The sequence below is a fragment of the Clostridium zhoujianii genome, from assembly GCF_051590805.1.
Taxonomy (GTDB): Bacteria; Bacillota; Clostridia; order Clostridiales; family Clostridiaceae; genus Clostridium.
On sequence record NZ_JBPUTF010000001.1, the window covers coordinates 19,863 to 45,076 of the forward strand.

The 25,214-nt window shown below is 29.9% G+C and carries 23 protein-coding genes, 1 riboswitch and 1 other annotated feature; of the genes, 21 read left to right on the forward strand and 2 right to left on the reverse strand.

The window, feature by feature from the left end; genetic code table 11:
- Positions 1–80: 80 nt before the first annotated feature.
- The 10 genes from scfA (at position 81) to ACSYT2_RS00175 (ending at position 10,392) form a co-directional block, all read left to right on the forward strand.
- Positions 81–218: a six-cysteine ranthipeptide SCIFF gene (gene scfA / locus ACSYT2_RS00130; RefSeq protein WP_003371542.1), complete on the forward strand. Its 138-nt coding sequence runs from the start codon at positions 81–83 to the stop codon at positions 216–218.
- Between the two features lie 57 nt (positions 219–275).
- A complete protein-coding gene (gene scfB / locus ACSYT2_RS00135) occupies positions 276–1,643 on the forward strand; it encodes a thioether cross-link-forming SCIFF peptide maturase (protein ID WP_438382721.1) in 1,368 nt (455 codons plus the stop codon).
- A gap of 4 nt (positions 1,644–1,647) precedes the next feature.
- Positions 1,648–2,862, forward strand: coding sequence for a M16 family metallopeptidase (locus tag ACSYT2_RS00140; RefSeq protein ID WP_438382722.1), 1,215 nt, complete (start codon positions 1,648–1,650; stop codon positions 2,860–2,862).
- Positions 2,863–2,866: 4 nt separating this feature from the next.
- Positions 2,867–4,279, forward strand: a complete 1,413-nt coding sequence (locus ACSYT2_RS00145; protein WP_438382724.1) for an aminotransferase class I/II-fold pyridoxal phosphate-dependent enzyme — start codon at positions 2,867–2,869, stop codon at positions 4,277–4,279.
- Positions 4,280–4,537: 258 nt separating this feature from the next.
- Complete coding sequence (locus ACSYT2_RS00150) at positions 4,538–5,524, forward strand: DUF4003 family protein (RefSeq protein ID WP_430857570.1); 987 nt, start codon at positions 4,538–4,540, stop codon at positions 5,522–5,524.
- 90 nt (positions 5,525–5,614) lie between these two features.
- Positions 5,615–6,049: a hypothetical protein gene (locus tag ACSYT2_RS00155; RefSeq protein WP_438382725.1), complete on the forward strand. Its 435-nt coding sequence runs from the start codon at positions 5,615–5,617 to the stop codon at positions 6,047–6,049.
- 150 nt (positions 6,050–6,199) lie between these two features.
- The gene (locus tag ACSYT2_RS00160; RefSeq protein ID WP_438382727.1) at positions 6,200–6,808 is read left to right on the forward strand and encodes a hypothetical protein; all 609 of its coding nucleotides are present in this window, start codon (positions 6,200–6,202) and stop codon (positions 6,806–6,808) included.
- A gap of 241 nt (positions 6,809–7,049) precedes the next feature.
- Entirely contained in the window at positions 7,050–8,240 is a 1,191-nt protein-coding gene (locus ACSYT2_RS00165) for a pyridoxal phosphate-dependent aminotransferase (protein WP_438382729.1), read from the forward strand.
- A 212-nt stretch (positions 8,241–8,452) separates the two neighbouring features.
- Positions 8,453–8,698, forward strand: a binding site (T-box leader).
- A 48-nt stretch (positions 8,699–8,746) separates the two neighbouring features.
- On the forward strand, positions 8,747–9,229 hold the full coding sequence (locus ACSYT2_RS00170) for an Lrp/AsnC family transcriptional regulator (protein WP_430857566.1): 483 nt from the start codon (positions 8,747–8,749) through the stop codon (positions 9,227–9,229).
- Positions 9,226–10,392, forward strand: a complete 1,167-nt coding sequence (locus ACSYT2_RS00175; protein WP_430857565.1) for an aminotransferase class I/II-fold pyridoxal phosphate-dependent enzyme — start codon at positions 9,226–9,228, stop codon at positions 10,390–10,392. The genes ACSYT2_RS00170 and ACSYT2_RS00175 overlap by 4 nt, the downstream gene beginning before the upstream one ends.
- Before the next feature lie 161 nt (positions 10,393–10,553).
- Here ACSYT2_RS00175 and ACSYT2_RS00180 read toward each other — a convergent pair whose 3' ends face one another.
- Positions 10,554–11,459 (reverse strand): prenyltransferase, encoded by a 906-nt coding sequence (locus tag ACSYT2_RS00180; RefSeq protein WP_430857564.1) that lies wholly within the window; start codon positions 11,457–11,459, stop codon positions 10,554–10,556.
- A 358-nt stretch (positions 11,460–11,817) separates the two neighbouring features.
- On the opposite strand from ACSYT2_RS00180, the gene ACSYT2_RS00185 reads away from it, so the two are divergent.
- The 7 genes from ACSYT2_RS00185 to ACSYT2_RS00215 all read left to right on the forward strand — a co-directional run bounded on the left by ACSYT2_RS00185 (position 11,818) and on the right by ACSYT2_RS00215 (position 19,656).
- Positions 11,818–13,098, forward strand: a complete 1,281-nt coding sequence (locus tag ACSYT2_RS00185; RefSeq protein WP_438382732.1) for a PTS sugar transporter subunit IIC — start codon at positions 11,818–11,820, stop codon at positions 13,096–13,098.
- A gap of 188 nt (positions 13,099–13,286) precedes the next feature.
- Positions 13,287–13,388, forward strand: a riboswitch (purine riboswitch).
- 116 nt (positions 13,389–13,504) lie between these two features.
- Positions 13,505–14,854 (forward strand): uracil-xanthine permease family protein, encoded by a 1,350-nt coding sequence (locus ACSYT2_RS00190; RefSeq protein ID WP_430857562.1) that lies wholly within the window; start codon positions 13,505–13,507, stop codon positions 14,852–14,854.
- Positions 14,838–15,413, forward strand: a complete 576-nt coding sequence (locus tag ACSYT2_RS00195) for a xanthine phosphoribosyltransferase (protein ID WP_430857561.1) — start codon at positions 14,838–14,840, stop codon at positions 15,411–15,413. Before ACSYT2_RS00190 ends, ACSYT2_RS00195 begins: the two co-directional genes overlap by 17 nt.
- A gap of 206 nt (positions 15,414–15,619) precedes the next feature.
- Positions 15,620–15,991 (forward strand): ACT domain-containing protein, encoded by a 372-nt coding sequence (locus ACSYT2_RS00200; protein ID WP_430857560.1) that lies wholly within the window; start codon positions 15,620–15,622, stop codon positions 15,989–15,991.
- A gap of 149 nt (positions 15,992–16,140) precedes the next feature.
- Positions 16,141–17,523, forward strand: a complete 1,383-nt coding sequence (locus ACSYT2_RS00205; RefSeq protein ID WP_430857559.1) for an MATE family efflux transporter — start codon at positions 16,141–16,143, stop codon at positions 17,521–17,523.
- A 337-nt stretch (positions 17,524–17,860) separates the two neighbouring features.
- The gene (locus ACSYT2_RS00210; RefSeq protein WP_430857558.1) at positions 17,861–19,369 is read left to right on the forward strand and encodes a DUF1846 domain-containing protein; all 1,509 of its coding nucleotides are present in this window, start codon (positions 17,861–17,863) and stop codon (positions 19,367–19,369) included.
- Positions 19,370–19,506: 137 nt separating this feature from the next.
- Complete coding sequence (locus ACSYT2_RS00215) at positions 19,507–19,656, forward strand: hypothetical protein (protein WP_430857557.1); 150 nt, start codon at positions 19,507–19,509, stop codon at positions 19,654–19,656.
- A 50-nt stretch (positions 19,657–19,706) separates the two neighbouring features.
- On the opposite strand, the gene ACSYT2_RS00220 is transcribed toward ACSYT2_RS00215, so the two are convergent.
- On the reverse strand, positions 19,707–20,387 hold the full coding sequence (locus ACSYT2_RS00220; protein WP_438382735.1) for a L,D-transpeptidase family protein: 681 nt from the start codon (positions 20,385–20,387) through the stop codon (positions 19,707–19,709).
- A gap of 214 nt (positions 20,388–20,601) precedes the next feature.
- On the opposite strand from ACSYT2_RS00220, the gene ACSYT2_RS00225 reads away from it, so the two are divergent.
- The 4 genes from ACSYT2_RS00225 (at position 20,602) to ACSYT2_RS00240 (ending at position 25,072) form a co-directional block, all read left to right on the forward strand.
- Entirely contained in the window at positions 20,602–21,315 is a 714-nt protein-coding gene (locus ACSYT2_RS00225; RefSeq protein ID WP_430857555.1) for an ABC transporter ATP-binding protein, read from the forward strand.
- Positions 21,308–22,903 carry a putative ABC transporter permease subunit gene (locus ACSYT2_RS00230; RefSeq protein ID WP_430857554.1) on the forward strand — a complete coding sequence of 532 codons (1,596 nt, stop codon included), beginning with the start codon at positions 21,308–21,310 and terminating at the stop codon, positions 22,901–22,903. The genes ACSYT2_RS00225 and ACSYT2_RS00230 overlap by 8 nt, the downstream gene beginning before the upstream one ends.
- A gap of 117 nt (positions 22,904–23,020) precedes the next feature.
- A complete protein-coding gene (locus tag ACSYT2_RS00235; protein ID WP_430857553.1) occupies positions 23,021–24,301 on the forward strand; it encodes an ABC transporter permease family protein in 1,281 nt (426 codons plus the stop codon).
- Complete coding sequence (locus tag ACSYT2_RS00240) at positions 24,302–25,072, forward strand: ABC transporter ATP-binding protein (RefSeq protein ID WP_430857552.1); 771 nt, start codon at positions 24,302–24,304, stop codon at positions 25,070–25,072. It abuts the gene before it with no gap.
- Positions 25,073–25,214 lie beyond the last annotated feature (142 nt).

Below are 25,214 nucleotides of genomic sequence, written 5' to 3' on the forward strand. Positions count from 1 at the left end.
AATAATTTGATAATGTATTTTATATAATGGAAGAGTATGATATAATATTCACGAAAAATACGAATACGGGGGATAAGCATATGAAGCATATCAAAACTATCAATAAGACAAACATAAAGAACAGCTTATGTAAACCAGGATGCAAAGAATGTGCAAATTCATGCCAATCAGCATGTAAGACTTCTTGTACAGTTGCAAACTTAGAGTGCGAAAACTAATTATTTAAGGGCAGTAACTATAGAGTTACTGCTTCTTTACAATTTTGGAGGGACTAAATGGCATTAATTCATAAATTTAAACAAGGCGAAAATTATTTTATTTTAGACGTAAATACTGGCGCAGTACATGTAGTGGACGAGCTTGTATACGACATATTAGGGGATGAAAAGTTAAATAATAAATTTGAAGTATTAGGATTTCTTAAAGGAAAATACAAGGAAGAAGATATTTCAGAAGCTTATGATGAAATACAAGAACTTGTTGAAGATGGAGTTCTGTATTCAGAGGATCAATATGAAGAAATAGCTCACAGTTCGATGGATGATAGGGATTACATAAAGGCTGTATGTCTAAATATTATTCATGGATGTAATTTAAGATGTAAGTATTGCTTTGCTGATGAGGGAGAGTATCATGGACACAAAGGTGTAATGAGCATAGAAACAGCAAAGAAAGCAATAGATTACGTAGTTAAGAGAAGTGGTCCAAGAAAGAATATCGAAATAGATCTATTTGGTGGAGAGCCAACTATGATTATGGATACTATAAAAGAAATCATAAAGTATGCTAGAGAAAATGAAAAAGAGTGGAAGAAGAATATTAGATTCACTATGACAACTAATGCAACTCTTCTTAATGATGAAATGATGGACTTTATGGATAAGGAAATGGGTAATATTATTCTTTCATTAGACGGTAGAAAATCTGTTAATGATAATGTGAGAATAAAGGTTGATGGTAGTGGTTCATATGATGATATACTTCCTAACATAAAAAAGATGATAGATAGAAGAACTAAAGGAAAAATGTATTTTGTTAGGGGAACATTCACTAGACAAAATACAGATTTCTATGAAGATGTAGTTTCAATGATTAATGAAGGTTTTAGAGAGATATCAATAGAGCCTGTTGTTCTAGAAGAGGGACATCCACTTTCATTAAGGGAAGAAGATTTACCAACTATTTTTGATAACTATGATAAATTATATGAAGAAATGAAGAATAGAAAAAGAGAAGGAAAAGATGAGTTTAATTTCTATCACTTCAATATAGATCTTCAAGGTGGACCATGTGTATATAAAAGAATATCAGGTTGTGGGGCAGGATTTGAATATGTAGCAATTACTCCACAAGGAGATGTTTATCCATGTCATCAATTTGTTGGGAAAGAAGAGTACAAGCTAGGTAGTATATATGATGATACTTATGATGCAAAAATGGGCAAAGAGTTTAAACAAGCTCATATTTATAATAAGCCAAAATGTAAAGACTGTTGGGCTAGATTCTATTGTAGTGGTGGATGCCAAGCAAATAATGTTAACTTTAATGGGGATATGAAGATTCCTTATGAGGTTGGATGCAAAATGCAAAAGAAGAGAATAGAATGTGCAATAGCTTTAAAAGCTGAAGAGATGCAGGAATAAGAATATGAAAGAATTAGTCTTAGAAAATGGAATAAAGCTAATATATGAAAAGTCAATGACTCAGTTAACCTCTATATCTATTGGACTTGAAGCAGGAGCTTCAGTAGAAAAAGAAGTTTTAGGACTTGCTCATGCTACAGAACATATGCTTTTTAAAGGTACTAAAACAAGAAGTGAGTCAGATATCAATAAAGAATTGAGTAAGATATTTGGATTTCATAATGCTATGACTAATTATCCTTATGTAATATACTATGGAACTTTACTAGGGGAAGATTTTGAAAAAGGAGTTGAAATATTTTCAGATATTTTGATAAATCCTACCTTCCCAGTAGAGGGATTTAAAGAAGAAATGGATACTATAATCGAAGAGTTAAAGGAATGGGATGAGGAGCTTGACCAATATTGTGAGGATAAGTTGTTCATCCATTCTTTTAATAAAAATAGATTAAAGTATCCTATAATAGGTAGATATGAGGATATTAGTAGCATTACTTTAGAAGATATAAAAGGTTTTCATAATAGATATTATAGTCCTAAAAATACTAGGATTTCAGTGATATCTTCTTTAGGGATAGATGAAGTAAAGTCAATAATAGAAAAGTATTTTCTTAGATGGCAAGGGGAAACAGTAGATGTTTTAGAGTCTGCAGAATTACCTACAGTAGGTGTTTATAGAGATATAAAAGAAGGCATAAATATTTGTAGGGTCCAATTAATTTTTTCAATAAGTGAGCTGAGTCATGAAGAAATAAAGGGATTTAGATTATTTAATGAATTCTTTGGTGAAGGGGTTAACTCAGTACTATTTGATAATCTTAGAACAAAGAAAGGTTTAGTATATGATGTGCTGGCTAGTATATCAAATGAAAGGCATATAGGTCTATATAAAATAACATTTAACACGTCTGAAGAAAAGTTAGATAAAGCTTTAGATATAGTTAGGGAATCTATAGAAAATATAGATAAGTATAAAGAAGTTTTAACAAAAGAAAAGATAAAAGAACTATCTAAAAGTATAAAGCTTAAGAAACTTTTTAAAGAAGAACAAAGTATAAGGTTAGCTAATAGTCTAGCAACATTTAGTGTAATGTTCAAGGATTATAGAATTTATGAAGGAATCCTTGATGGAATTGAAGATGTAGAACCTTCAAAAGTTATAGAGATAGCTAAAAGAGTACTTAAAAATCCATCAATAGAAATAATTACTCCGAGGTAGATATATGAATAAGAAATTACCATTAGTAAATGCATTATTAGATTATCATAAGGAAGAGAATATTATATTTTCTATGCCAGGAAATAAGTGTGGTAAAGCTTTTGAGGGAGATGAAATAGGAAAAATATTAGTAAATAACTTAGGGTATTTGGATATAACTGAGGTAGACCCATTAGATAACCTTCATCATCCAGAGGGTGTAATAATGGAGTCCCAGGAACTTTTAGCTAAATACTATGGAGTAAAAAAAGCATACTTTATGGTTAATGGAAGCTCAGGAGGCAATCTTGCATCTATTTTTTCAGCCTTTAGCGAAGGTGAAGAGGTTCTAGTTGAAAGGAATTGTCATAAATCTATTTATAATGCTTTGATTCTTAGAAAACTTAAAGTTACTTATATAGAGCCTGTAGTTTATGGAGATGGAGGTCTATTTCTTCCACCAGATAAGAAAAATATTTATGAAGCATTAGATAGATGTAAGAATCCAAAGGGAATAATATTAACTTATCCAAATTATTTTGGAATATCTTATGATATAGAAGAAATAATTAAAGATTTAAAGGGGAGGGGACTTAAAATAGTTATAGATGGGGCACATGGAGCTCACTATGGAGTTACTGATAGATTACCCAAGAATATTGGAACAATAGCTGACTATACAGTAATAAGTGCTCACAAAACAATACCCGCACTAACAGGAGGATCATATCTTTTAGTAAATGATGAGTCAGAAGATATTCAATTTTATATAAGTGCATTTATGACTACATCACCATCTTATTTAATAATGGCATCCTTAGATTATGCAAGATATTACTTAGAAACTTACGGCAAAGCAGATTATGAAGAGTTATTAAATGTAGCTAATGATATGAGAAATAAGATTAATTTCCTGGGAAAAGTAGAAGTTTTGTCGAATGAGAATATGCCAGATGGTTATGAGATAGATTTGAGTAGATATGTATTAACCTTACCTAAGGGATATAGTGGACATAAATTACTGGATTACTTAAGGTGTAATAAAATTCAATGTGAAATGAGTTTCCATCAAGGAGTAGTTCTTATTTTATCTCCATCTAATGTAAAAGAAGGACTTGATAAACTGTATATAGTCTTAAAAGAATTAGATATTAATTTATTAAAGGATGAAATGAAGCCTATAAATTTTAATACAATTATACCTAAAAAAGCTATGGAGCCTCATGAAGTATTCAATCATAAAGGAGAATGGTGTCTTTTAAATAATGCAATAGGAAGAATAGCAAAAGAAGCTATAGTTCCATACCCACCAGGAATACCATTAGTTTGTAGCGGTGAGATTATCAGCAAAGAAATAGTTGACAGTTGTAATATATATCTTGAAGAGGGATGTAGTGTACTTGGAATTGAAAATGAAAAAGTCTTTATAATAGGATAAAAAATGAAATGGTTGTACCAATAAATTATAGAATAGGTAAATTGGTAAAGCTAAATAAAGTTATTGAATTAATTCAATAGCTTTATTTTTTCTTTAAATATGATCAATAGAATAATAGACAAATTTATATAAATTTGATTTAAGAGAAAGAAATAACAAATAGGATATAATAATGTAAAAATATTACTGGAAAACATCTTGAAATATAGTATTAAATACTGTATTATATAATTATAATAACTTTAAGGGGAGATTATAATGAATTATGGAAAAGCTGAGTTGTTAATAAATAATAGTAGAGAATTAGATATGGCAGGTGGGATTTTCACCCAAAATGCTTTTAGAAAATGTAGTGCATTATCATTAACATTAAGAGGTGAAATAGCAGATGCTAGTAGAGTTAATGAGGCTATAAAGATTATCAAAAATAATACCTCTGTATTATCAAACTTTAGGGGGAATAATTTATTTACTACTGCAGTTACCATTTCTTTTTATGAGGATATGGAGGGTAGTCTTAGGGAGATTAATATTGTTTATGAGAAGTTAAAGAACCTTTTCTTTACAAACCAATACCTAATTTTAGCATCTATTGTAATTTTTAATGCAAAAGATAGAATGAATATAGATGAGGCTGTTAAAAATACAAGAGTTGTTTATGATTATATGAAAAAGAATCATAGGTTTTTAACAGGCCAAGAAGATATCTCAGCAGCAGCTATGATTGCAGTTACTTCAACTAATATAGAAGAAGCTTTAAAAGAAATAGAAGAGTATTATGTAGCTCTAAAATACAAGGGATTTTGGGCAGGGAATAATCTTCAAAGTTTATCACATATATTGCCACTATTTTCTGGAGAGGTAGATGAAAAAGTTAATAAGGTTGTTAAAATTGAAGAAGCTTTAAGAAAGAATAAAGTACCATTAAAAAACTATTCATTACCACTTCTAGCTATAGCCTCTGTTGTAGCAGAAAATCCAGATGATTTTGCAAGAGAGGTAAGAGAGGTCAGTGAGAAAATAAAATTAGAAAAAGGCTTTGGTAGCTTTAGCTTAGGTTCTCTTATTAGAAATATGATAGCAGTAGGCGTAGTTGCTTCAGATTATGTTGAAAGATTAGATGATACAGATAAAGAAAAATTAATAAATACAACAAATAATGTAACATTAACAATACAAATAGCAATTCAAATAGCCGCTGCAAGTGCAGCCACAGCAGCTGCAGCTGCATCAGCATCTTCTTAAGAAGGAAAGAATAAAAGTGGTTAATAGAAAATTGAAAAATAGTAATTAATTGTATATAATATAGGTTATAAGTGCTATAGGGGGATAAATATGAAAAAAAGAAATAAAGATGAAGATAGTTTTGGGGTCAGTAATAATTATGATGTAGGTAGAGAAAGAGGAAATATACTAACTTTTTTTTCTGGAATAGTGATATTTTGTATAGGTGCTTTTATGATATTTCAAAACACTACAATAACAACTAGTTTTGGATTATCAAGAATGATTGGATTTGAACCACCTTTTGGAGTTGTATTATTACCACTTATTATAGGGATAATTGTTCTATTCTTTAATGAGAACTCAATATTAGGATGGCTTTTAGTCATTGTTGGTGTATTAATAATATTAGTTGGAATATTAATGGGATTACAAATTACCTTTAGAAGAACAACATTATTCGTTACCATTATAATGTACGGAATGGCGGCAGCTGGAATTGGAATAACCTTAAAGGGGCTCTTTGGGAAAAGTAGATATAGATAAAATGAGAAAGATTATATTTTAAATATAATCTTTTTTTTATTAATTTTTAGAAAAGTGACAGGTTAATATGAATAATTACGTTTATAAGAGTGTAAGGCAGATACAGTTAATGTAATGTAAATAAAAACAAATTTGAAGGGATTGAGTTTTATGGAAATAAAAAATAATGAGAATAATTTAAATGAGAAGTCAGAAGAAGTAAGAGGTATAACTAAAAAGAAATATGAGTTAATAGATAATGTAGTAAAGGGATTTGATGAAGATGAGGTATTAATTGATAGCTTTAATACATGGGCATATTCTGAAGATACAGCAAGAGTTGCATTAGCCCCTGTTTCCCGTGCAGCAGCAATGCCAATGATGAATTGGTCTAAAATCACATTGTTTATACTATCAAATAAAAGACTATATTTAGTAGGAGCAACAGATTATATGGATCATGTAAAAACTGAAACTATAGATCTTATGGGGGAAAATAATCTTGAGAGTTTAGATATATACAAAAAGGGTGAAGATGAAGTTTTAATTTTGAAGTTAAAAGGTCATAAATCAGTACAATTTAAAACTAACAAAGAAAAATTCACAAAGCTTTACGGAGAGATAAGGAATATTGTAAATGAAGATAAGATTAAATATCATGATAATGAAGAAGCAGAAATGCCATCGGGGAAGAAGGCAATTATTGTTGAGAATTGGATTTATGTCGGAGTTATATTAGCGTTCTTTCTATTAGTTGCAATTGGAATAATAAATTATTAAAAGATAGTAGATAGAATTAATAAGGAGGAATTATAGCATGAAAATGTTATAGTTCTTCCTTATTTTTATTAGACTAACCATTGGCTAAGGCTGGTATAAGAGTGGTATAATAGTAGCTATAATTGGATAGGATGATTGTTTGTGGTTAAACAAATAGGAAAATGTAAGAAGATATTATTTCTGTTACATAGGTGAAGATGTAAGTAATAGATAAAAATAGATATTTAAAGGGGGCAAAAATATGATTTCAAAGAAGATGGAAGGACTAGTGAAAAATAGTTCAATAATTAGGGCTATGTTTGAGGAAGGGAAAAGATTATCAAGTATATATGGGGAGGAAAATGTATTTGATTATAGCTTAGGTAATCCAAATGTAGAGCCGCCAAAGGCAATTAAAGAAGCGATTGTAGAGATACTGTCAGAGGAATCTCCTAACTTAGTTCATGGTTATATGAATAATTCAGGCTATGAGGATGTTAGAGATGATATAGCAAAATATGTTAATAAGAAAAATAATCTTAAGCTATCAAAAGATAATATAGTAATGACTTGTGGGGCAGCAGGCGGATTAAATATTATTTTAAAGACTTTATTAAACCCAGGGGATGAGGTTATTGCAATTGCACCTTTCTTTGGGGAATATGCAAATTATGCTTCAAACTTTGATGGAAAGCTTGTTGTAGTACCAGCTGAAACTAAAACATTCCAACCTAATTTAGATGAATTAGAAAAAGCAATAACAGAAAATACAAAGGTGGTAATTATAAATACACCTAATAATCCAACTGGTGTAGTCTATTCTGAAGCATCAATTAAGAAAATGGCAGAAGTATTAGAAGAAAAAGAAAAAGAATATGGGATTAGTATTTATTTAGTATCAGATGAGCCATATAAAGAAATAGTTTATGATGGTGTTGAAGTGCCATATATACTAAATTACTATAAAAATTCTTTTATAGGTTATTCATACAGTAAGTCTTTATCATTACCTGGGGAAAGAATTGGTTATATAGTAGTTAATAGTGAAATGGATGATTTTGATGATGTTATGGCTTCTTTAAATGTTGCAAATAGAATTCTTGGATTTGTTAATGCACCTTCCTTGTTCCAAAGAGTTATTGGAAAAACTTTGGGTGCAGAAGTAGATGTTAATATATATAAGAAGAATAGGGATTTGTTATACAATCATTTAATTAGTATTGGATTTGAGTGTGTTAAGCCAGAGGGGGCATTTTACTTATTCCCTAAAGCTTTAATCGAAGATGATAAGAAATTTGCTGAAGCAGCTAAAAAATATAATTTATTAATAGTGCCAGGGTCATCTTTTGGATGTCCAGGATATTTCAGGCTATCTTATTGTATTAGTTATGAAAAGATTGAAAAATCATTGGATGCATTTACTAAATTAGCAGAAGAGTTTAAATTAAGATAGTGTTTATATGGAGTTATAGTAAGATGAAAATTCTATTATAGCTCTATTTTATTTTTATATATGTCTAGGAAAAGTTAATATATTAATAAAAAAATAGAGGTTATATAGACAGTAATATTTATATTTGCATAAATTAATATTATTATGATAAGAAAAGATAATATTGACTTGGAACAAATTATGGTAGATAATAATATATAATGAAAATATATTAAAAGATTATGATAAGGAAGAGTATTTAAAGTTATTCTTTTTAGAGAGCTGGGGGAAGGTGTAACCTGGTAAGAAGACTTTTTTGAAGCAGCCTTTGAATCGCTTATTGAGAACTAAGAATATTCTTAATGTAGATAATGACGTGACCCTTACGTTATAGAGGGAAGAATATAAAACTATATTCTAACTGAGTGAGCATTTTGCTTATTAGGGTGGTACCGCGGAAGTTTAACTTCGTCCCTTGGTTGGGATGGAGTTTTTTTATTTTATAGAAGATTATAGGAGGTATGATCATGGAAGAAATTTTAGAGATATTAGAACAAAATAGTAGATATACTGATGAACAAATTGCTGTAATGGCGGGGAGAACAGTAGAAGAGGTTAGAGAAGCTATTAGGGATTATGAAGAAAAGAGTATCATTGCTGGATATACGACTCTTATAAATTGGGAGAATACAGGAAAAGAAACTGTTACTGCATTAATAGAGGTTAAAATTACTCCACAAAGAGGGGATGGATTTGATAAAGTTGCCGAAAGAATATATAAATTTGATCAGGTAAAAGCTTGTTATTTAATGTCCTCTGGTGGCTTTGACCTTACAGTTATTGTTGAAGGAAAGACTATGAAGGAAGTTGCTATGTTTGTATCTAATAAGCTTGCATGTCAAGAATATGTTACTGGTACTGCAACTCACTTTGTATTAAAGAAATATAAGGATCATGGAACAATATTTAGAGAAAAGAAAGTTCAAGATAGGGAGGCTATATTTGTATGATACTAGAAAATATGATAAGAGACGACGTTAAGAACATGCCGCCTTCTGGTATAAGAAAATATTTTGATTTAATAAATGAAATGGAAGATGTTATTTCTTTAGGAGTTGGAGAACCTGATTTCGTTACTCCATGGAATGTAAGAGAGGCTGGAATATATTCATTAGAAAAAGGACATACTCATTACTCTTCTAATGCAGGATTTATTGAATTGAGAGAAGAAATAGCAAAGTACTTAAATAGAAAGTTTGATTTAACTTATGATCCAAGAGAAGAAATATTAGTTACTGTAGGTGGTAGTGAAGGAATAGACCTTGCATTAAGAGCATTGGTGGGACCTGGAGATGAGGTAATTGTCCCAGAACCAAGTTTTGTTGCATATAAGGGTTGTACGGCTTTCACAGGAGCAACATCGAAAGTTATTAATTTAAAAGCTGAAAATGAATTTAAACTTACAGCAGAAGAACTTGAGGAAGCTATAACTGAAAAAACCAAGGTTGTTATAATACCATTTCCTAATAATCCAACAGGGGCTATTATGACTAGAGAAGAGCTTAAGCCACTTGTTGATGTATTAAAGAATAAGGATGTTATAGTTATTTCAGATGAAATATATGCAGAATTATCTTATGATAAAAGACATGTATCAATAGCAAGTTTTCCTGAAATAAAGGATAAGACATTAGTTATTAATGGGTTTTCAAAGGCTTATGCAATGACTGGGTGGAGACTTGGGTACGTATGTGGACATCCTGTATTATTAGATGCAATGAAGAAGATACATCAATATGCAATTATGTGCTCACCAACTACTGCACAATATGCTGCAATAGAAGCTCTTAAGGGGGGAGATGAAAGTGTAGAGAAGATGGTTAAAGAATATAATAGAAGAAGAAGAGTTCTTGTGGATGGATTTAGAAAACTTGGACTTGATTGCTTTGAACCACTTGGAGCATTTTATGTATTCCCATGTATTAAATCTACAGGACTAACATCAGATGAGTTCTGTGAGAGGCTCTTAATGGAAGAAAAGGTACTAGCTGTGCCAGGAAATGCTTTTGGAGATTGTGGTGAAGGCTTTATTAGAGCTTGTTATGCTTCATCAATGGAAAACATAATGGAAGCATTAAAGAGAATTGAAAGATTTCTATCTGAGATAAAATAATTTATATTAAGTGTACACGAAACTATTTATGGGTTTTAAACTAGAACAAGGACTCTCATATATCTTTTCAGGTCTACTAGCTCTTCGAGAGGTAGCCTTCCAAGAAATATGAGAGTCCTTGTTCTTATTTTATGAATCTTTTAATACGCACTCTAAGTACATTACCCTAACAATAAGGTTATTGCTAGGAGTAGTGTGAATTTCCAATGGAGAGCATTTGTATAAGGTATACCTAGTTTTTGGAATGTAGAAACTGCAGTTACAGCCTTTTTTGCTGTTGGGATAGTAATAAATACTAATAATGAAGTAATAGGATATAAGCCAGTAATCACGAAGAGTACAGTCAAAATATATGCTCCATATATTAGAGATTTATAAAGTATGGTACTAAACTTGCTTCCAAGCCTTACACTTAGTGTTCCAAGACTTAACTTTTCATCCCTTTGGAAGTCTCTCATTTCATTACTTATCATCAATGCTGGAATTATAAACGAAGCAGGTAATGCAAGTAATATTGGATATAAGTTTAATTCATTAGAAAATGGGAAGTAGGCGCCCAGAACCATTAAAGGACCCATTAAAATAAAGGAAAAAGGTACTCCTAGTCCTTTAGTCTTATATACAAAAGGCTCACCAGTATATGCATAAGCTCCAATTATACCAACTAAACCTAATAATAGCATCCTCATATCAGTTAGATATATTAGTAAAAGTCCTATTAATGCAGATATAGCAAAGCAAGCCATAGCCCATAAAAATACATATACATCAAAATAAGTTCTTTCTACACCTAAGAATCTAATTTTTCTACCAGAGGGTCTGTAATATCTGAAGTCTCCTTCAAAATAATCATTAACAAGATTTGCTCCTGATTGAGCTAATAAACCTGCAATTGTTATTAAAGCTATAAGTAGAATGTTATAGCCAGTTGAATTTAAGTTCATTGAGTTATCTCTATAGGCAGCAATAATACCCAAGGAGGTAGACCCAATAGCAAGTGTAAGTGAAAATGGTCTAAAAGCAACCCAAGAATCCTTAATAAATTTTATAATATAATCTTTATTCATAAGTCCCATCCTTATCTTTCATAGTAACCTATATATTATTACATATATAATGTCGAATTTAAAGATAGATAATCAAAGAAAATACAATTAGCTGATTGTTGTTAGTATAAATATTATTTGATTATAAATAGGGGGATAAATTAGAATAAAAAGGATATAATAATATGTAGAAATATAGCAAAACTTAATATTTAATAGCAAATGAATAAAATGGTGTGGGAAAAAGTTTTCAATTAGATTAAATACCATTTTTTAATTGTTGACATAGAAGGTTGATAACAGTTATCATATAATTTGCTTTTGTGGTGGTGGTCACAAAATCTTTCTCTAACATGGGAAAAGACAGGAGGAAAAACATATGAGAAAATTTTCAGAAAAACTAGCTGAAGTACTAGGCCCTATAGCAAATAAGTTTTCTTCACAAAGATATCTTATGGCTATAAGAGATGGTTTTATAACAGTAATGCCATTGGTCATTATTGCATCATTTTTCGTACTTATTAATAATGTAGTTTTAGACTCTACAAATGGAATCTTAAAAGGTTTAGGAAACTTCGATACTTATAAAGATATTGGAGCAAGTGTATATAATGGAACATTAGGATTCCTATCTATATTCTTAGCTTTCGGAGTTGCATATAAACTTGCAGACTATTATGAAATGGATCAAATAGGAACAGGATTTGTAGGAGTTGCGTCAACAGTTGCATTAATGCCGGGGGTAATAACTGTAGGTGGAGAATCAGTAGGTGCATTTGCATCAACATATACATCTCCAACAGGATTATTCGTAGCAATTATTGGATCTATATTAGCAACAGAGGTTTTAAGACTTTTCAAAAAGTCAAAAGCTTTAAAGATTAGTATGCCAGATTCAGTTCCACCAACTGTATCAAAGAGTTTTAATCTTTTAATACCTGCAACATTTACTTTAACAATATTTGGGCTTATTGCATTCTTAACAGTTAAATTCACTGGAATAGATGTATATGAGATAATAACGAACATGATTCAAACACCAATCAAGGCAGCATTCCAAGGGCTACCTGGAATAATAATAGTAGTAATACTTCAAGGATTACTATGGAGCTTTGGTTTACATGGAGCTTTCGTATTAAGCCCAATTACAGAACCAACGCTTTTAACAGCTATTGATGAAAATATCAAAGCTTTAGAGGCACATCAAGCAATACCTAATATAGTAACAAAACCTTTCTTAGATGTTTTTGTTAATATGGGTGGTGTTGGTATGACAATTGGATTAGTAATAGCTTTATTGCTATTCTCTAAGAAGGAAGCTGATAGAGCAATATCTAAATTAGCATTTGCACCAGCTTGCTTTAACATTAATGAACCATTAATGTTTGGTCTTCCAGTTGTTTTAAATCCAATATACACAATTCCATTAGTATTTGTACCAGTTATTTGTTTAGTTATAGCATATCTAGCAACCTCAGCAGGATTAATAGCTAAGACAGTGGTAATGGTTCCATGGACTACACCACCAGTTATATCAGCATTCCTAGCTACAGGTGGAGACTGGAAAGCTGCAGTTCTTTCAATTGGTTTAATAGTAATTTCAGTAGTACTTTATATGCCATTTGTAATCGCTGCAAACAAAATGAAGGACGAAGTTTAAATATAGACAAAATGACCAGATAAACATTAGTAAGAGCTATATGATTTAGGTATCATTTAGCTCTTATTTTCTATTATTTGATAAATTAAAATATATTATATAAATAAAAGTATAATAGTAAACCTTTAAAGTTTAAATATTATCAAAAAATATACAAATACGCACAAATAAAAAGAAATATGATATAATGTTCGTATATCAAAAATGCTCGTATATCATCGGAGATATGGTCCGAAAGTTTCTACCTGCTAACCTTAAATTGGCAGACTACGGGGTAATGTATTTTAGTATAGAGAAAATCTATATTTGGATTACTACACCTCAAATTTTATTTGGGGTGTTTTTTATTTTCTAAAAATATATTACCGTTGCAAATGATAAAATTTATGTAGGGGATTGATTAAAAATGGAAGATAACAGACAAGCTATTGGTAGCGATGAGCTACTTTACAACATTGATGACAAGCCAAGTATAGGAACACAAATATTATTAGGATTCCAAAATATATTTGCAGCTTTTGGAGGAATTATAGCAGTTCCATTAGTTATTTCAGCGGCATTAGGACTAGATGGACCAACTTCAACTGCAGTATTAAGTGCTACTATTTTAGCATCTGGAATAGCAACAATAATACAATCTAAAGGTCTTTGGAAGATGGGGGCAAGAGTTCCTTGTATAATGGGTACAGATTTTACTTTTGTTGCACCGTCAATTACAGTTGGATCAGTGGCTGGACTTCCAGGAATAATAGGAGCAACTATTTTAGGCTCATTGGTTGAAATAATTTTAAGTTTCTTCATTAAACCTTTAATGAAGTTATTCCCACCAATAGTTACTGGAACAGTAGTATGTTTAATTGGATTAACATTAATACCAGTATCTATGGATTGGGCAGCAGGAGGTGTAGGTTCTGCTGATTATGGTAGTTTAAGAAATGTTTCAATAGCTATGTTTGTATTAGTAATAACTTTATTGTTAAATAGATATGGTAAGGGTATGGTTAGTAGTGCTTCAGTTCTTATAGGTATGGGAATTGGGTACATAGTTTGTATTCCATTAGGTATGGTAGATTTTACATTAGTTAAAGAATCAAGTTGGTTCGCATTACCTAATATATTTGCATATGGAGTAAACTTTGATTTGAAAAATGTAATTGCATTTATTCCAGCGTATATAGTTACAACAATAGAAACAGTAGGATGTTTAGCTACAATATGTCAAGTATCTAAGGTAGAGGCCGATAATACTAGGATGGGTAGAGGAGTACTAGCAGATGGTGTTGGTAGTGCACTTGCTGGAGCTTTAGGTACATTCCCAAATACAACATTTAGTCAAAATGTAGGATTAATTCCTCTTACTAGAAATGCAAGTCGTTCTGTTGCAATAATGGCTGGTATACTTTTAGTAGGGCTTGGATTTTTCCCTAAATTTGCAGCATTAATAAACATCATGCCTCAACCAGTACTTGGTGGTGTAGGTATAGTTATGTTTGGAACAATAGCTGCAGCAGGAATTAAAACATTAAGTACAGTTGAAATTAATAATAGAAATTTATTAATAATTGCAACAGCAGTTGGATTAGGACTTGGAGTTACATTCCGTCCAGATTTTATAGCTCAGTTACCAGAAGGATTAAAGATGGTGTTTTCATCAGGTATATCAACAGGTACAATAGCTGCACTTATTTTAAATAAGGTACTTAAAGAAGATAAAAAAATAGAAGGTGGGAATATTAAAGATGGAGAAGCTGCATAAAAAAATATTAACTGAAGGAAGAGCATTAGGTGGTAATGTTTTAAAGGTTGATTCTTTCTTAAATCATGGAGTAGACTCAAAACTTATGTATGAAATAGGTACTTATTTTAAAGAGTATTATAAAGATAAGGGTATAACTAAGATATTTACTATAGAAAGTTCAGGTATTGCACCAACTGTAATGACTGCTATGCAAATGGACTTACCTATGGTAACTTTAAAGAAACAAACTTCTAAGATCTTAAAAGGTGAAGTTTATCAGACTACAGTTCATTCTTTTACAAAGGGAATTGATTATGAATTAACTTTGTCAAAAAACTTTATTAATGAGAATGATAATGTTCTTATAATTGATGACTTTTTAGCTAATGGGGAAGCAGCACTTGGAGCAGTTAGATTAGTAGAAGGTGCTGGAGCTAAAGTTGGAGGTATTGGAATTGTTATTGAAAAATCATTCCAACCAGGTAGAAAGCTTCTTGATGAAAAGGGATATGATGTTTATTCTCTTGCTAGAATTAAGAGATTAGACAAGGATATAATTGAATTTGTAGAAGAATAAAAGGTTAGTAAATTAAAATCCAGCGAATTTTTGCTGGATTTTAATTTATCCTATCGCTATAGTTGTTAACCATCTTACATTCTATAAGTAGGAACTAAGATGCACTTTATAGAAAAGACCCTTAGAGATGAATTAGTTTACTAATTAAATGGAAAATTATATAATATAATTATGTATACTATAGAAGATAAAAGGGGGGATCTATTATGAAGATGACAGTGTTAGAGGGAAAGTTTGTAGTTTGTAGATTAGATTGTGAGGATGTAATTCCAAATTGGGTAGATACTAAGAGTTTTATTTCAATTACAAGAACAGAGGCAGAATTAAGCATTGTTTGTGCAGATAAAAATGTTCCAGATAATATAAAGTGTGAGAAGGAGTGGAAAGCTCTAAAGGTAGAGGGCCCATTAGACTTTTCATTAATAGGAATATTGGCAAAAATAAGTTCATTACTTGCAGAAGAAAAAATAAGTATATTTGCTATATCAACATTTGATACGGATTATATCTTATTAAAAGAAGAGAACTTAGGGGATGCTATAAAAGTTCTAACTATGAATGGAATAGATATTAACTAGAAAGAATATTAAATCCCTTGCATAATGCAAAGGATTTTTATTTTAGTTACATTATGAACTAAAATTCACTTTATTTTGTGAAATTATAGAGTTTAGTGATTTTATAATGTATAATTACTTTTACAGCAAGAAGAAAGAGAGGAATAGAGATGTCAGAAACAAATGATTTAGGTAAAGGTAAAGTAGGGAAATTACTATTTAGTTTGGCAGCCCCTGCTATAGTAGCACAGCTTGTTAACGTTCTTTACAATATTGTAGACAGAATATTTATAGGGAGAATGGATAATGGGGAAATAGCTATGGCTGGTGTTGGGGTAGCGTTTCCTATATTAATAATAATATCAGCATTTAGTGCTTTGATAGGTGCAGGTGGGGCTCCTATTTGTGCTATAAAAATGGGAGAAAAGGATAATGATGAGGCTGAGAAGATAATGAGTAATGGATTTTCTATGCTTATTATAACAGGGCTAATTTTAACTGTAGGATTTTTTATTTTTAAAGAACCAATTTTGTGGGCATTTGGAGCTAGTGAAGCAACAATTGGATATGCTACAGATTATTTAAGTATATACTTGCTTGGAACAGTATTTGTCCAAATAGCATTAGGAATGAATCCTTATATTAATACACAAGGTTTTGCAAAGATAGGTATGTATACAGTTATGATTGGTGCAGCTATAAATATAGTACTAGATCCTATATTTATATTTGTATTTGGATTAGGAGTTAAAGGGGCAGCCTTAGCTACTATTTTAGCCCAGGTTGTATCAGCAATATGGGTACTATTTTTCTTATTTGGAAAGAAAAGTATATTAAAGATAAGAAAGAAGTACTTAATGCCAAGGGCTAAAATTATTCTACCTACTTTAGCATTAGGAAGTGCACCATTTATAATGCAGTCAACTGAAAGTTTAGTACTTATATCACTAAATACACGGTTAGCTGAATATGGTGGAGATTTAGTAGTAGGGGCTATGACAATAATGAGTAGTATAATGCAAATTGTATTATTACCACTACAGGGAGTAACTCAAGGCGCTCAGCCTATAATAAGTTACAATTATGGCGCAAAGCAAATGGATAGAGTTAAAAAGACTTTTAAGTTAACCCTTATTACTTGCTTATCATATACAAGCATTATGTTTTTGGCACTAATGATATTTCCAAGTATATTTGTATCAATATTTAATAAAAATCCTGAGATTATAGATATAACATCTTGGTCAATTAGAATATATTTTGCAGGAATATTTATATTTGGAGCGCAAGTAGCATGTCAACAAACGTTCTTGGCATTAGGTCAGGCAAAGATTTCATTATTCTTAGCTTTATTAAGGAAAGTAGTATTATTAGTACCACTAATATATATACTACCAAATTTCTTTACGAATAAGGTAAGAGGAGTATTAATAGCAGAGCCAGTAGCTGATATAATTGCAACACTAACAACAGTAATTTGTTTTATTATTTTCTATAGAAAGACATTCAATGATAGTGATGACAACATTCTAATGGAAGATATAGTGAAATGAATATAGGTATAGATCAAATTCATCATATTAAAATAAATTATGTAAATAAAAGATAATAATATGGTAAAAAAAGAGCAGAGATTATTAAATCTCTGCTTTTGTATCGCCTTTAAAAAAGGGGTGATACGTATAACATAATATCACTTATAAGAGGTATTTGCAATCATCAGATATATATGAATAAAGCTGTAATAATAATAGAATAACTTAGAAATTATACTAATGAGCTTAAATAATACAAAAACAAAATTTACAACCACAGAGGTATATGTAATAATATGAAAATGTGTTTTTAAGAATAAAAAATTAAAATAAAATATATCAAGCGAGGTACATTATGAAAATAGGATTTGATCATGTAAAATATCTAGAAGAACAATCAAAATACATATTAGAAAGAGTAAATAATTATGATAAGCTTTATTTAGAGTTTGGTGGAAAGCTTATGTTTGATAAGCATGCAATGCGAGTACTTCCAGGCTTTGATGAAAATGCTAAAATAAAATTACTACATAAATTAAAGGAAAAGGTTGAAGTTGTTATTTGTGTTTATGCAGGAGACATAGAGAGAAATAAGATAAGAGGCGACTTTGGAATTACATATGATATGGATGTATTAAGGCTTATTGATGATTTAAGAGACTATGAGCTAGATGTTAACAGCGTAGTTATTACTAGATATAATGGACAACCTGCAACTACTGTATTTATAAATAAGCTTGAAAGAAGAGGAATTAAAGTTTATAAACATAAAGCAACTAAGGGATATCCGACAGATGTTGATACAATTGTTAGTGATGAAGGATATGGTAAAAATCCATATATAGAAACAAGTAAACCAATAGTTGTTGTTACAGCACCAGGTCCAGGAAGCGGAAAGCTAGCAACATGTTTAAGTCAGTTATATCATGAAAATAAAAGAGGAAAAGTAGCAGGATACTCAAAATTTGAAACTTTCCCAGTTTGGAATGTACCATTAAAACATCCTTTAAATATTGCTTATGAAGCGGCAACGGTTGATTTAAAAGATGTTAATATGATTGATTCATTCCATTTTGATGAGTATGGTGAAGTTGCAGTTAATTATAATAGAGATATAGAAACATTCCCAGTACTTAAGAGAATTATAGAAAAGATTACAGGGGAAGAGTCAGTATATAAATCACCAACAGATATGGGTGTTAATAGAGTTGGGTTTGGTATTATAGATGATGAAGTAGTTAAAGAAGCATCAAAGCAAGAAATTATAAGAAGATACTTCAAAACTGGTTGTGAATATAAGAAAGGTTATGTAGATAAGGAAACTTACGATAGAGCTAAACTTATAATGGAAGAGGTAAATTTAAAGGAAACTGATAGAAATGTTGTTATTCCTGCAAGAGAAAAATCTGCTCAGTTAAAGTTATCAGCAGGAGAAAATGAAGTATGTCCAGCAGTTGCAATAGAGTTAGAAGATGGAAGAATTGTAACTGGAAAGAGTTCAGAACTTATGGATGCGGCAGCAGCAGCAACTATAAATGCAATAAAGCACTTAGCCAATATTTCAGATGATATATATTTAATTTCTCCAGTTATACTTGAGCCTATTAAGAATCTTAAGTCTAATACATTAAAAGAAAGAAATGTTGCATTAAGCTGTCAAGAAGTTCTTATGGCATTAAGTATATCAGCAGCTACAAATCCAACAGCGCAAGTTGCTATGGAAAAGTTAGCTAAGTTAAGAGGATGCCAAGCGCATTCAACAACAATTTTATCAAGAAGTGATGATCAAACCTTCGGTAAGCTAGGAATAGATGTTACAAGCGATCCTAATTATCCAACAGAAAACTTATTTGATAACAATTAATAAGACTTATAAACAAGGTAATATATACAATTATATTTATGAATAGGATGGTACATGTATTACAAATAATATCATTAAAAGCTTTTAAAATATTTTTATGCTTTTTTATAATTATAAGCAAATAAAGGAGTGATATTATGGCTAAGGCAGGAATGAGGAGACCAAGTGTAAATGAACCTCATGGAACAGAAAGTAATCATAAACCACGTTTTAATAAACAGGAACCAACAGTTCCTGAAATACAGGGAAAAGCTAAAACAGGAAATAAAAAAGCAAGACCTATATAAAAAGGAGAGCAATGGCTCTCCTTTTTTGCTGATTATAATAAAGAGTTTAGTTATTCAAATTTTGGAAGTCCTATAGAGTTAAGAAAAATCTCATCTATCTTTGAGTCACCAGAAAGATTATGTTCTTCTCTATATTGAGTTACGGCTATCTCTAAGGGGTATCCATATATTCCATCTATGACACCAGTATAGTAACCTAAATCCTTTAAGGCTTTTTGTACATAGAATACATCTGTTCCTTTATCCTTAGGTTTAATAATCCTTACATATGGAGAAAACCGCCAAGTAGGGCCACCTTGAATAATAACTTCAGTGTCATAGTCCACTAGGTAGAAAACTTCTTTTATATTATAATTATACATTCGTATACACCCATTTGATGCGAGACTACCTATGGAACTAGGATTACTAGTACCATGTATTCCAAAGGTATCCCAAGGAGCATTTAGACCTAACCAATAACCACCAAAGGGACCTTCCTTAAGAGCTTTACTAGTTATTTTCCACTGACCTAAAGGAGACGGGGTTTCTTTTTTTCCTATAGCAATGGGATATATCTTTTCTGATTTTTTTGTTTTCTTATCAATAAGGGAAAGGGTCAGTTCGTTAACATCAATAAAGATTATATAGTCTTTTTTTTCTAAAGGTTTATTTGAGCTTCCTTCTACTCTCACGAATGAAAGGGTATTAAAGAATATAAGGGCAAATAAAAATAGTATATATTTTTTCATAGGTTCTCCTATCTTTTATTTATCTATTTAATTATAAGATTCGAAAAATCATCAAAAAATATTCATATCAAAGTAGAGGAAAAATAAAGAAAAGATTGTAACAAGAAAAATATAAAAAAGTATTAAATACTACTTGCACTTTTGGTTGACCTGTTATATATTATATATAACAGGTGAAAGAAAATAAATCATAATAATTCAAGGGGGTTAAATTATGTTACAGATAAAGAATTTTTCAAAAGCTTATAAAGGTAGTAAGAAGGCAGTTGATAATATTTCACTAGAGGTTAAAGAAGGAGAAATATTTGGGTTTATAGGACATAATGGAGCTGGTAAAACTACAACAATTAAGTCAGTGGTGGGAATAAATGAATTTGAAGAAGGAGAGATCTTAATTAATGGAAAATCAATTAAGGATCAACCTGTAGAATGCAAAATGGAAATGGCATATATTCCTGATAATCCAGATTTATATGAGTCATTAACAGCTATTCAATATTTAAACTTTGTAGCAGACATATATGGAGTTTCTCAGAATCAAAGACAAGAATTAATATCTAAATATGCAGATGCATTTGAGATAACACAGTATTTAGGAGGATTAATATCATCTTTTTCTCATGGTATGAAACAAAAACTTGCAATAATTTCTGCCTTAGTTCATAAACCAAAACTATTAGTGCTAGATGAACCTTTTGTTGGACTTGATCCAAAAGCAGCTCATATATTAAAGGGATTTATGAGAGAAATTTGTGATGAAGGAACATCTATATTCTTTTCAAGTCATGTATTAGAAGTAGTTGAAAAATTATGTGATAGAATTGCGATAATTAAGGATGGGAAGATAGTGGCTCATGGAACAGTGGATGAGGTAAGAGGAAGTAGCTCATTAGAAGATGTATTTATGGAGTTGATTGATAATGAATAATTTATTGAGACTTTTAAAAATAACATTTATAAATAATTTAGGGCTTAATGCTGTGATAAATAAAAATATGAGCAAAGAAGATAAGAAAAAAAGCTTAAGAACTTTTGGAATGTTGCTACTTATAGCAGTAGTAGTCTTATTTGTAGTATGTGTCTATACAAATGCAATAGCTATGGGATTAATAATGATTAACTCATTAAATCTGCTTCCTATGATTGCAGGATTAGTAGTCTCAATCGTTGTATTATTCACATCTATGTTTAAAGCTTCAGGAACATTGTTTTCATCAAAAGATTATGATTTTTTAATGTCATTACCATTAAGTTCAAAAACAATATTAACAAATAAGATGATAGAATTATTATCATTAAACTTTGTAATAAGTGCTCTTGTATTAATACCATCAACAATAATATATTTTATTAGAGCTAATGGATCACCATTATCTTTTCTAGTTATGATCATAGGTGTGTTTATATTACCTTTAATACCAATAGTTATTGCATCAATATTTGCATTTATTATAAGTTTTATTTCTTCTAAAGTAAGATTTACTAAGATATTTTCATTAGTAGGAGGCTCACTATTAATATTAGGTATTATGCTAGCCTCAGCTAAGGCTAATGTTCTTATAGAGTATTTATCAAAAAAAACAGATACTATAATTAATACACTTAGTAAAATTTATCCACCTTCAGCTTGGTTTGCAAATGGGATAGTTAATAATGATATTATAAGTTTAATAAAATTTATACTTGTTTCAATAATACCTTTTATTATATTTATTATTATCTTTGCAAAACAGTTTAAGAAGATTAACTCAAAACTAGGAGAAAGCTATAAGAAGTCAGATTATAAGATGACTACTTTAAAAACAAAGAATGCATTAGCTGCATTAATAAGTAAGGAGTTTAGAAGATTATTTTCATCTGTGCCTTATGTTATGAATACAATTTTACTACCAGTAATACTAACAGTAATGTGTGGAATATCATCATTTACGGCTGGAGATCAGATTAATTCATTGCCAGAATCAATAACATCCAGATTGATTTTATTATTAATAGCAGGATTGAGCATAATGATGTCTATGGGATCTACTACCCCATCCTCAATATCAATTGAAGGTAATAATTTGTGGATATTAAAGTCTTTGCCTGTCAAAATTATAGATATATTTAAAGCTAAAATAGCTGTTTATGTTATACTAGCTTTTCCTTGTATAGTGATAACTTCAATTTTGGTTAAGATTGGATTAGGTATTACTTTAATTGAAATGTTATGGGCAATTATTATAGTAACAATGTATACTCTATTGACTTCTATAATTGGATTATTTATAAATTTGAATTTCCCTAAGTTTAATTGGCAACAAGAAATACAGGCAGTAAAAAATACTATTAGTGTTACAATTGCCTTATTCGCATCATTGGTACCAGCAGTTGTATTAGGTGCAATATACTTCATATTTATAAATATTAATATGAATATATTTCTAGTAATATCTACTATTATATTATTAGTATTCATAATGTTAGCATGGAAAGTATTAAAAACAAAAGGAACTGAATTATTTAGAGGTTTATAAGAAGAGTTTAAAAGTACTGATATTAAATTAATATCAGTACTTTTTTTAATAAAGTGACAGAAACTATGATTTTTATCCGTATATAGGATGTATTAAATAAAACAAGGGGTGGTAATCATGGGTAATATTAGATTTGCTATGAAGATGTTGTTTGAAGATATTGGTCAAGCTATATTTTATGTAGTATCAATGACATTTTCAATTACAGTAATATTCAATATTTTTAATGTAATATATAATGAGGATTTTACAGGACCGAATGATGAGGCATACATAGTATTCTCTGGAATAGCATTTATTATATTAATTGTTTCATTATTATTTATAGCTTTTGCTAATTTATACTTTATATATGGTAAGACTAAGGAACTTGCAATAGCAGTTCTAAGTGGAAGGTCAGTTTATAAAGTTGGAGGGATTTTAACAGTTCAAAATGCAGTTTTAGGGATTATAGGTATAACACTAGGATTAATATTAGGATTTACTACAATGCCTATTGTAAATAAAATAGCCTACATGAGCCTTGGTAGGTCGGGAGATACATCAGCCTTTTCAATTACAGGATTTACATTAACTATAGCAATTATTGTATTACAATTTATAATGATGATACTTGTAGATATGGGATATGTTTATAGGAGAGAAATAGTTGATTTAATAAGGGAAAAGAAGATTATGTACGAAAGGGATGATAGAAAACTAAAAGTTTCTAACTCTCTATATATAAATATATATTTTTTACCTTTGTTAATTTTGTTACTACCAATAAGTATAAGAGACAAATCTATTTTATATAATCATGGAATGATTATTTCATTAATAGGTATGGTTGGAATAGTGAGATACGCATTACCGAAGCTGATTATGAAATTGAAATTAAAAAAGTATTTATATGAAAAAATAAAGCTACAGTCTTTAAGTAACCTACATTATTCATTAAGAAAAGCAAATTATTTAATTGTGATATTAGTTGTAAGTATAAGCTTATTAATAAAAATAATTTGTCAATATAATGATGAGCCTCAAATTAGAACTGTTACAATAGCATCATATATTGTAGTTACATTATTAATGGCAATTACAATTATTTATAAAGTTTTTATAGAGAGCATAAATAGAAAAAACTCTTTTAAGCAACTAAAATTAATAGGTTATAAAAATGAAGATATAAGAAAAATAATACTAGAAGAAGAGATTTATTTTTATGGAATCATCTTAGGCATACCTTTATTTCATATGATTATACTTTTGCTAACTAATATAGTAGCAGGGAATATAGATAGTGGTAATGCAATATTATTAATTGGAATATATCTAGGGGCATATTTATTAAGTTTTATAATTTCAGTGATTGGGTATAAGAAAATAATATTTGATTATTTAAGGGAGGAAAAATAAGTGAGTACAATACTAGTAGCAAAAAATCTTATTAAAGAATATGGGAATAAGGGGCAAATTAAAGCTTTAAATGATGTGAGTTTAGAAATAAATGAGGGAGATTTTATTGGAATAATGGGACCTTCAGGCTCAGGAAAATCAACCTTTTTAAATATGATAGCTACAGTAGACAAGCCTACTAAGGGAAAAGTTATTATAGATGGAACTAATGTAACGGCTATGGGTGAAGGTCAGATAGCTAAATTTAGATATGAAAATATAGGATTTATATTTCAAGAATTTAACCTTATAGATTCATTAACATTAAGAGAGAATATAGGAGTTCCATTAGTATTAGCTAGCAAAAGTAAAGAAGAAATAAAGGTTAAAGTAGAAGGAATAGCAAAGAAGCTAGATATTTATGATTACTTAGATAAGTTCCCTGTAGAATGTTCAGGTGGACAAAGACAAAGAGCAGCAGCAGCTAGAGCCCTAGTAACTAATCCAAAGCTAATAGTAGCAGATGAACCAACAGGTAATCTAGATACTAAGAATTCTCATGAATTATTAAATTTCTTAAAAGAGTTAAATGATAATGAAGGGATAACAATTCTTATGGTTACTCATGATTCAATGATAGCAAGCTATACGAAGAAGCTTGTGTTCTTAAGAGATGGAAAAATTGAAGAGGTACTAGATAAAGGAGATAAAGATCAAAAAGAATTCTTTTATGATATTGTTGATGTTACATCAAAAGAAACTCAGAACTTATTTAATATAATGAAGAAATAAGATTATATATGAAAAGATATATTATATTAAGTGTGTAAAATAAATCTAGTGTAGAAACATTAGATTTATTTTTTTGAAACTAAATATTGTTATTTTTTATTATGCAATATTACAGTATTGTGACAATTATTGTATATGTGGA

Excerpts from the sequence above, each read along its gene's own strand:
- scfA (WP_003371542.1), top strand. The coding sequence starts at position 81 with ATGAAGCATATCAAAACTATCAATAAGACAAACATAAAGAACAGCTTA.
- scfB (WP_438382721.1), top strand. The coding sequence starts at position 276 with ATGGCATTAATTCATAAATTTAAACAAGGCGAAAATTATTTTATTTTA.
- ACSYT2_RS00140 (WP_438382722.1), top strand. The coding sequence starts at position 1,648 with ATGAAAGAATTAGTCTTAGAAAATGGAATAAAGCTAATATATGAAAAG.
- ACSYT2_RS00145 (WP_438382724.1), top strand. The coding sequence starts at position 2,867 with ATGAATAAGAAATTACCATTAGTAAATGCATTATTAGATTATCATAAG.
- ACSYT2_RS00150 (WP_430857570.1), top strand. The coding sequence starts at position 4,538 with ATGAATTATGGAAAAGCTGAGTTGTTAATAAATAATAGTAGAGAATTA.
- ACSYT2_RS00155 (WP_438382725.1), top strand. The coding sequence starts at position 5,615 with ATGAAAAAAAGAAATAAAGATGAAGATAGTTTTGGGGTCAGTAATAAT.
- ACSYT2_RS00160 (WP_438382727.1), top strand. The coding sequence starts at position 6,200 with ATGGAAATAAAAAATAATGAGAATAATTTAAATGAGAAGTCAGAAGAA.
- ACSYT2_RS00165 (WP_438382729.1), top strand. The coding sequence starts at position 7,050 with ATGATTTCAAAGAAGATGGAAGGACTAGTGAAAAATAGTTCAATAATT.
- ACSYT2_RS00170 (WP_430857566.1), top strand. The coding sequence starts at position 8,747 with ATGGAAGAAATTTTAGAGATATTAGAACAAAATAGTAGATATACTGAT.
- ACSYT2_RS00175 (WP_430857565.1), top strand. The coding sequence starts at position 9,226 with ATGATACTAGAAAATATGATAAGAGACGACGTTAAGAACATGCCGCCT.
- ACSYT2_RS00180 (WP_430857564.1), bottom strand. The coding sequence starts at position 11,459 with ATGAATAAAGATTATATTATAAAATTTATTAAGGATTCTTGGGTTGCT.
- ACSYT2_RS00185 (WP_438382732.1), top strand. The coding sequence starts at position 11,818 with ATGAGAAAATTTTCAGAAAAACTAGCTGAAGTACTAGGCCCTATAGCA.
- ACSYT2_RS00190 (WP_430857562.1), top strand. The coding sequence starts at position 13,505 with ATGGAAGATAACAGACAAGCTATTGGTAGCGATGAGCTACTTTACAAC.
- ACSYT2_RS00195 (WP_430857561.1), top strand. The coding sequence starts at position 14,838 with ATGGAGAAGCTGCATAAAAAAATATTAACTGAAGGAAGAGCATTAGGT.
- ACSYT2_RS00200 (WP_430857560.1), top strand. The coding sequence starts at position 15,620 with ATGAAGATGACAGTGTTAGAGGGAAAGTTTGTAGTTTGTAGATTAGAT.
- ACSYT2_RS00205 (WP_430857559.1), top strand. The coding sequence starts at position 16,141 with ATGTCAGAAACAAATGATTTAGGTAAAGGTAAAGTAGGGAAATTACTA.
- ACSYT2_RS00210 (WP_430857558.1), top strand. The coding sequence starts at position 17,861 with ATGAAAATAGGATTTGATCATGTAAAATATCTAGAAGAACAATCAAAA.
- ACSYT2_RS00215 (WP_430857557.1), top strand. The coding sequence starts at position 19,507 with ATGGCTAAGGCAGGAATGAGGAGACCAAGTGTAAATGAACCTCATGGA.
- ACSYT2_RS00220 (WP_438382735.1), bottom strand. The coding sequence starts at position 20,387 with ATGAAAAAATATATACTATTTTTATTTGCCCTTATATTCTTTAATACC.
- ACSYT2_RS00225 (WP_430857555.1), top strand. The coding sequence starts at position 20,602 with ATGTTACAGATAAAGAATTTTTCAAAAGCTTATAAAGGTAGTAAGAAG.
- ACSYT2_RS00230 (WP_430857554.1), top strand. The coding sequence starts at position 21,308 with ATGAATAATTTATTGAGACTTTTAAAAATAACATTTATAAATAATTTA.
- ACSYT2_RS00235 (WP_430857553.1), top strand. The coding sequence starts at position 23,021 with ATGGGTAATATTAGATTTGCTATGAAGATGTTGTTTGAAGATATTGGT.